This is a genomic window from Methylobacterium sp. WL19 (assembly GCF_008040005.1).
Taxonomy (GTDB): Bacteria; Pseudomonadota; Alphaproteobacteria; order Rhizobiales; family Beijerinckiaceae; genus Methylobacterium; species Methylobacterium bullatum.
The window spans coordinates 1-7504 of record NZ_VRVC01000175.1 but is presented as its reverse complement, the minus strand read 5'-3'; the positions used below and the strand labels follow the sequence as shown (position 1 = coordinate 7504).

General features: G+C 68.4%; 6 protein-coding genes and 1 pseudogene. 5 read left to right on the top strand and 2 right to left on the bottom strand.

Annotated elements, in window-relative coordinates:
- Nucleotides 1-859, top strand: an 859-nt coding sequence (locus FV220_RS22940; RefSeq protein WP_147833353.1) for an ATP-binding cassette domain-containing protein, incomplete at its 5' end; no start/stop codon positions are given.
- A gap of 111 nt (nt 860-970) precedes the next feature.
- A complete protein-coding gene (dnaE, locus tag FV220_RS22935; RefSeq protein ID WP_147833352.1) occupies nt 971-4477 on the top strand; it encodes a DNA polymerase III subunit alpha in 3507 nt (1168 codons plus the stop codon).
- Between the two features lie 5 nt (nt 4478-4482).
- On the opposite strand, the gene FV220_RS22930 is transcribed toward dnaE, so the two are convergent.
- Nucleotides 4483-4872 (bottom strand): helix-turn-helix domain-containing protein, encoded by a 390-nt coding sequence (locus tag FV220_RS22930; RefSeq protein ID WP_056140018.1) that lies wholly within the window; start codon nt 4870-4872, stop codon nt 4483-4485.
- 99 nt (nt 4873-4971) lie between these two features.
- Between FV220_RS22930 and FV220_RS22925 the strand changes: the two genes are divergently transcribed.
- The 3 genes from FV220_RS22925 (at nt 4972) to FV220_RS22915 (ending at nt 6730) form a co-directional block, all read left to right on the top strand.
- Nucleotides 4972-5742 (top strand): SDR family oxidoreductase, encoded by a 771-nt coding sequence (locus FV220_RS22925; protein WP_147833351.1) that lies wholly within the window; start codon nt 4972-4974, stop codon nt 5740-5742.
- A gap of 179 nt (nt 5743-5921) precedes the next feature.
- The gene (locus tag FV220_RS22920) at nt 5922-6281 is read left to right on the top strand and encodes a hypothetical protein (RefSeq protein ID WP_026176196.1); all 360 of its coding nucleotides are present in this window, start codon (nt 5922-5924) and stop codon (nt 6279-6281) included.
- 14 nt (nt 6282-6295) lie between these two features.
- Nucleotides 6296-6730 carry an MEKHLA domain-containing protein gene (locus FV220_RS22915; RefSeq protein ID WP_147833350.1) on the top strand — a complete coding sequence of 145 codons (435 nt, stop codon included), beginning with the start codon at nt 6296-6298 and terminating at the stop codon, nt 6728-6730.
- A gap of 158 nt (nt 6731-6888) precedes the next feature.
- Here the strand turns inward: FV220_RS22915 and FV220_RS22910 are convergent.
- Nucleotides 6889-7504: pseudogene (locus FV220_RS22910) on the bottom strand (trifunctional transcriptional regulator/proline dehydrogenase/L-glutamate gamma-semialdehyde dehydrogenase); the annotation flags it as partial.

Here is a 7504-nt window from a genome sequence, read left to right as displayed (position 1 = left end):
CCTGGCCGCCGAGCCGGCGATCCAGGCGCCCGCCGATCCGGTGCCGCTGCCGGTGCCGCCACGCGGCGAGGTGGCGTTCGAGCAGGTGCGCCTCACCTATCCGACCCGGCCCGAGCACCCTTCGCTGGACGGGATCAGCTTCCAGGTGGCCCATGGCGAGCGCGTCGCTCTCGTCGGCCCCTCGGGCGCCGGCAAGACCACGGTGCTGCAGGCGCTGCTGCGCTTCTACGATCCGCAATCGGGGGTAGTCCGCGTCGACGGGGTCGACATCACCGCCGTCGATCCGGATTCGCTGCGCGAGCGCATGTCCCTGGTCCCGCAGGACCCCACCGTGTTCTCCGGCTCGGTGATGGACAACATCCGCTACGGCCGGCCCCTCGCCAGCGAGGCCGAGATCCATCGCGCCGCCGAACTCGCCCATGCGGACGGGTTCATCCGCGCCCTGCCGCAGGGCTACCACACCCAGGTCGGCGAGCGCGGCGTCACCTTGTCCGGCGGTCAGCGCCAGCGCGTCGCCATCGCCCGCGCCATCCTCAAGGACGCGCCGATCCTGCTCCTCGACGAGGCGACCTCGGCGCTGGACGCCGAGAGCGAGCGCGCGGTGCAGACCGCGTTGGATACCCTCATGCGCGGGCGCACCACCCTGGTCATCGCCCACCGTCTGGCCACCATTCGGGCCGCCGACCGCATCCTCGTCCTCGATGGCGGCAGGATCGTCGAGACCGGCACGCACGAGAGCCTGCTGGCGCAGGGCGCGCTCTACGCTCAGCTCGCAGCGCTCCAGTTCACCGACGCGCTGGACGAAACCGCCCGCGGCAAGGAGCCGAGGCCGAAGCGCCTGGCGCTGCCGGCCGAATAGGCAAAGGCGGGCGAGGGGGCCTGTGACCCGAAAGGCCCTCTTCCACAGGCAATTGCGCCGGACGTGGTAATGGTAATGGACCGTGAACCGCGACTCGGGATGGGTTGAGTCATGGCGCGCATCCTCAAAGATCCCGGTTTCGTCCACCTCCACGTCCACTCGTCCTTCTCGCTCCTAGAAGGGGCACTGAAGGTCGCCGACATCGTCAAGGCGGCCGCCGCCGACCGGCAACCGGCCCTGGCGCTCACCGACACCAACAACCTGTTCGGGGCGCTGGAATTCTCCGAGAAGGCCGCCGGAACGGGCATCCAGCCCATCGCCGGCATGCAGCTCTCCGTGGCCTTCGAGGCGCCGGACCCGATGGCGCGGCTGTCGCAGATCGTCACCTCCAACGTCGTGGTGCTGGCCCAGAGCGAGGCCGGCTACGGCAACCTCCTGCGTCTCGCGAGCCGCGCCTATTTCGACGGCCCCCTGGGCGACGCGCCCCGGCTCACCGTGGAAGCCCTGGCGGAGAATGCGGGCGGCCTCATCGCGCTCACCGGCGGCACCACCGGCCCCCTCGACACAGCCCTGCGCGGCGGACGCGTCGAACTCGCCGCCGCCCGCCTCGAGCAGCTGAAGGGAGCGTTCGGCGAGGACCGGCTCTACGTGGAGATCCTGCGCCACGGACTCGACGACGAGCGCATGGTCGAGCGCGAATTGCTGAGGCTCGCCGATTCCAGCGGCCTCTCGATCGTGGCCACCAACGAGCCGTTCTTCGCCAAGCCCGACGATTACGACGCCCACGACGCGCTGCTCGCCATCGCCGAGGGACGCCTCGTCTCGGACGAGCGGAGGCGCAAGCTCACTCCGCGCCACGGCTTCAAGACCCGGGCCGAGATGGCCAAGCTGTTCCACGACCTGCCGGATGCCCTGTCCGCCACCGTGGAGATCGCCATGCGCTGCGCCTATCGCGTGCGCACCCGCAAGCCGATCCTGCCCAATTTCGGCGTCGTCGCCGCCCTCGATGCGCTCCCCGTGGAGACGGTCTCGCCGGATGTCGCGGCGGAGATCGCCCTCGACGAGCCGTCCGAGCTGCGCCGTCAGGCCGAGGCCGGTCTCGAACTGCGTCTGGCCCAGCACGGCCCCTGCGATGGTATGACCGAACAGGTCTATCGCGATCGTCTCGCCTTCGAGCTCGACGTCATCGTGAAGATGAAGTTCCCCGGCTACTTCCTCATCGTGTCGGACTTCATCAAATGGGCCAAGGACCACGACATCCCGGTGGGGCCGGGCCGTGGTTCGGGTGCCGGCTCGCTGGTGGCCTATGCGCTCCTCATCACCGATCTCGATCCGCTGCGGTTCGGCCTGCTGTTCGAGCGCTTCCTCAACCCCGAACGCGTCTCGATGCCGGATTTCGACATCGACTTCTGCGTCGACGGCCGTGAGCGCGTGATCCAGTACGTGCAGGAACGCTACGGCCACGAGCAGGTGGCGCAGATCATCACCTTCGGTACGCTGCAGGCGCGCGGTGTGCTGCGCGACGTCGGCCGCGTGCTGGAGATGCCCTACGGGCAGGTCGACAAGCTGACGAAGCTGGTGCCGCAGAACCCGGCTAACCCCGTCACCCTGGTCCAGGCCATCGAGGGCGAGCCCAAGCTCCAGGCGGCGATGGAGGAGGAGCCCGTCGTCGCGCGCCTCATGCAGATCGCCAAGAAGCTCGAGGGTCTGCACCGCCACGCCTCGACCCACGCGGCGGGCGTGGTCATCGGCGACCGGCCGTTGGAACAGCTCGTACCGCTCTACCGCGACCCGAAGACCGGGATGCGGGTGACCCAGTTCAACATGAAATGGGTCGAGGCGGCGGGCCTCGTGAAGTTCGACTTCCTCGGCCTCAAGACCCTGACCATGCTGCGCTGCTGCACCGACCTCCTGGCGCAGCGCGGCATCATCGTCGATCTCGCCTCGCTGCCGCTGGACGATCCCAAGACCTACGCGCCGATGAAGCGCGGCGAGACGGTGGGCGTGTTCCAGGTGGAATCCGCCGGCATGCGCAAGGCGCTGGTCGAGATGCAGGCCGACCGGTTCGAGGACATCATCGCCCTCGTGGCGCTCTACCGCCCCGGCCCCATGGCCAACATCCCGGTCTATTGCGAGCGCAAGCTCGGCCGCGATGCCGGCAACGAGGCGAGCTGGTACCCGCACGAGAAGCTGGAGCCGATCCTCAAGGAGACCTTCGGCATCATCGTCTACCAGGAGCAGGTGATGGAGGTGGCCAAGCTTCTGGCCGGCTACTCGCTCGGCGACGCCGACATGCTCCGCCGCGCCATGGGCAAGAAGATCAAGGCCGAGATGGACGCTCAGCGCGACCGTTTCGTGAAGGGCTCCGTCGCGGGTGGCATCACCGAGGCGAAGGCCAACGAGATCTTCGACTTGCTCGCCAAGTTCGCCGATTACGGCTTCAACAAGTCGCACGCCGCCGCCTACGCCCTGCTGACCTACCAGACGGCCTATCTCAAGGCGAACTACCCGGTGGAGTTCCTGGCCGCCGCGATGCAGCTCGACATCGACGTCACCGACAAGCTCGCCGAGTTCCGCCAGGACGCCCAGCGCCTCGGCATCCCGGTGGACCCGCCCTCGATCAACACATCGGGCGTCAATTTCGAGGTCCATGACGGGCGGATCGGCTATGCGCTCGCCGCGATCAAGGGCGTGGGCCGGGCCGCCGTCGAGGCCGTGGTGGAGGCGCGCGGCGACACGCCGTTCAAGGACCTCGCCTGCCTCGCACGCCGGCTCAACCCGCGCCTCATCAACAAGCGGACCCTTGAGAACCTCGTCGCGGCCGGCGCCATGGATACGATCGAGCCGGATCGGGCCCGCGCCTGTGCCGCCATCGAACCGATGATGAAGATGGCACAGGAAGGCGCGCCGTCCGTCGAGGGCATGACCGACATGTTCGGCGGCATCGCCGCTGCCGACGTCACGCTGCGCGTGCCGACCCACGAGGGGTGGCCGATGGCCGAGAAGCTGAAGAAGGAATACGAGGCCATCGGCTTCTTCCTCTCCGGCCATCCCCTCGACGAATATGCCGGCCTGCTGGAGAAACTCCGCGTCCAGAGCTGGGCCGAGTTCTGCCGCTCGGTCCGCGCCGGCACGTCCAGCGTCGGCAAGGTCGCCGCCTCCGTCCTCGACCGCTCGGAGCGCCGCACCAAGTCCGGCAACAAGCTCGGCATCGTCACCCTCTCGGACCAGACCGGGCATTTCGAGGCGATCATCTTCCAGGAGGGCCTCGGCCAGTACCGCGAGATCCTGGAACCCGGCCGTCCCCTCGTGCTGCAGATCCAGGCCAATCTCGAAGGCGAGGACGTGCGCGCGCGCATCGTCACCGCCGAGCCCCTCGACGAGGCGGTGGCCCGGTACCAGAAGGGCATGCGCGTCTATCTCCGCGACGAGCGCCCCATCGTCAGCGTCCAGCAGCGCCTGCAGGTGCGCGGCGAGGGCGAGGTCTCGCTGATCCTCCTCCTCGACGGCGGCGACCGGGAGGTCGAGGTCAAGCTCCCCGGCCGCTATCAGGCGACCCCGCAGATCGCGGGTGCCCTCCGCGCTGTGCCCGGTGTGGTGCAGGTCGAAGTGAACTGACGGGTTCAGCCTCCCGAGGGGAGGGGCCCGTCGAACGTCTCGCGCGCCGTTTCCACCGTCGCGAGGTTCTGCTCGGCCCAGATCCACACGCCGCAGAAGGCGGCGCCGAGGCTCTGGCCGAGTTCCGTCAGCCGGTACTCGACCTTGGGCGGCACCACCGGATGCACGGTGCGGATCACCAACCCGTCCCGCTCCATGTGGCGCAGCGTCTGGGTCAGCATCTTCTGGCTGATCGTGCCGATCGCTCGGCTCAGTTCGGTGAAGCGAAGCTCGCCCTTTTCCTCCAGGATTTCGAGGATCAGCATCGTCCATTTGTCGGCGACGCGGCCGATGAGGTCGTGGACCAGAGCCTCGACGCGCGGATCCGCGTCGGCGGGTGGGTGCGGAGCCGGCATCTCACGCTCTCCTTTTGGTGAGTACAAATCTTTTTGGTGCCTTCTACCCTTTGGAGAGTAGGTGCGGCATCTGTTTGGGACAACCAGGAGGGATGTCCCATGAAGACGAGCGGCAACACCATTCTCATCACCGGCGGCGCATCGGGGATCGGCCGAGAACTGGCGGAGCGGTTCCAGGCCCAGGGCAACACGGTGATCATCGCCGGCCGCCGCCGCGATCGGCTCGATGCGGTCACGGAGGCCAATCCCGGCATGGTCGGCCATGTGCTCGATGTCGAGGACAAGGCCGGGATCGAAGCGTTTGCGGCGACGGTGATCGCCGCCCATCCCGACCTGAACGTCCTGATCAACAATGCCGGGATCATGCAGTTCGAGGATCTGACCCGCTCCCGCGATCTGTCGGATGCCGAGGCGATGGTGACCACCAACCTGCTGGGGCCGATCCGGCTCACCAACGCGCTGATCGACCATCTCGCGACCCGGCCGGACGGGGCGGTCATCAACGTCTCGTCGGGCCTCGCCTTCGTGCCGCTCGTCTCGACCCCGACCTATTCGGCGACGAAGGCGGCGATCCATTCCTACACGATCAGCCTGCGGGACGCCCTGAAGGGCAAGGTCGAGGTCATCGAGCTCGTGCCGCCCGCCGTGCAGACGGAACTCACGCCCGGCCAGTCGACGCGGGAGGGATACATGCCCCTCGGCGACTTCATGGACGAGGTGATGACGCTCTTCGCGACGCAGCCGACTCCGCCGGAAATCCTGGTGAAACGCGTGGGCTTCCTGCGCTTCGCGGACAGCGAGAAGCGGTTCGACCAGACCCTGGCCACCGTGAACGACGTCGCCGACAAGGCCCGCGCGGCCCAGCACTGACGCTCCGCAGCGGCCATGCGCGCCGGCGTGCCGGTCGGACAGACGCGGCGGGAAACATCTGTCGCGTAACCGCGTCTTAATAATACCTTCAGCATGGTCGAGATCAGGCTGGACCCGGTGCTTGCCCGACAAGTCCCGGCATGACGCGAACTGGCGTCGCGGTTCGGTGGCACGCTTCGATGACGAGAACTCTCTTGCGCCTGTCGGTCTTCGTCATCCTCGCGATCCTGGTCTTCGTGACGCTGTCGCCGATCGGGCTCCGGCCGGTCGTCGCCTCGGCGAATGTCGAGCGGATGAGCGCCTACGCCCTGTTCGGATTCCTGTTGATCCTGGCCTATCCCAAGCGCTGGTATCTCGGGCTCGTGACCGGAATGGCGGTGGCCGGCATCCTCGAATTCGGCCAGGAATTGTCGCCGACCCGCCATGCCCGGATGTCCGATTTCCTGGTCAAGGCGGTCGCCGCGGCGTTCGGCAGCCTCGTCGCTTACCTCGCCCTGGCCGCCTATGCCCGGTTCGAGCGGCCTTCGGCCTCGCGCTGACACAGGTGCCTGACGTGGATATCTCCGACGATCCCGGTTTTTACGCGCTCCTGACCGGGAGTTTCCACCGTGCCGTCGGCCGGGCGCTGGTGCCGGAGCCGGGGCGCGACGCGGCCTGGCTCGATGCCGACGCCCCCTTCGCGGTTCTCGCCCATGACGGAGGGGAGGACCCGCGTTTCATCTATGCGAACCTGACCGCCCTGCGCGTCTTCGGCTACGAGAAGGCCGAGCTCATCGGCCTGCCCTCCCGCTTCTCGGCCGAGGCCCCGGAGCGGGCCGAGCGGCAGCGCCTCCTCGACGCGGTCACCCGCCACGGGTTCGTCGACAACTATGCCGGCATCCGCATCCGCAAGGACGGAACCCGCTTCCCGATCCGAGACGCCATCGTCTGGCAGCTCGTGGACGAGGCCGGCCTGTTCCACGGTCAGGCCGCGACCTTTTCCGTCTGAGCGGGGTCGCCGCTGTCGACGCGGGAAGGCGTGACGATTTTCCTCCTCCAACCCACGACCTCATCCTGTGGCGCCGCGTAGCCGCCTCGAAGGAGGGCTTCAGAACCCGCTGTGCGAACTGGAGGGCTCCTTTGAGGCCTTCGCTGCGCTTCGGCACCTCAGGGTGAGGTGGTGGGTGGGATCGCGATCGCATCGCTATCCTCTCCGAGTGTCATCAGGGCGGCATTGCCGCCTGCCGCTGCGGTGTTGGTGCTGATGCTGCGCTCCCGGAGCAGCCATTCGAGGGAGTAATCCTCGACTCCCTTCTTCAATCCGTCCGGCGACACGGCGAGGACCGGGATGATGGGGCCGGGCAGCGCGGCGGCTCTCCGCGTCGCCGTGAGGGTCGCCTCCGCCCCGCCCTCCACCAGGATCGCCGCGCAGCCCATGGCGTCCGGCCCATCGGCGATGTCGATCGTACCCCGAACCGCACGGGGCAGGAGGTCGAGCATGGGTCGCAGGCCGGCGGGCGGGACGAGGCGGATCGTGTTGCCGGTGGCGAGGCATGCCGCGATCTGTGCGAACAGCCCGGTCTCGCTGGCCGGCAGGCACAGGACCGTGCCGCGCGGATGCAGGCTGTAGCGGTTGCTCTCGCCCACCGGGCCGGGCAGGGCGATGTCGAGCCCGAGGAGGCTCCGTTCTGCATAGGCGTCGCCGCGCGCCGCCTCCCTGTCCCTGCCCGCCGCCGACAGGGCGTCGCGCAGGGACGCCAGCGCCTCGGGCATGGCGGCGGGG

What these genes read in the sequence shown, in the direction of transcription:
- dnaE (WP_147833352.1), top strand. Translation starts at nt 971, where the DNA reads ATGGCGCGCATCCTCAAAGATCCCGGTTTCGTCCACCTCCACGTCCAC.
- FV220_RS22930 (WP_056140018.1), bottom strand. Translation starts at nt 4,872, where the DNA reads ATGCCGGCTCCGCACCCACCCGCCGACGCGGATCCGCGCGTCGAGGCT.
- FV220_RS22925 (WP_147833351.1), top strand. Translation starts at nt 4,972, where the DNA reads ATGAAGACGAGCGGCAACACCATTCTCATCACCGGCGGCGCATCGGGG.
- FV220_RS22920 (WP_026176196.1), top strand. Translation starts at nt 5,922, where the DNA reads ATGACGAGAACTCTCTTGCGCCTGTCGGTCTTCGTCATCCTCGCGATC.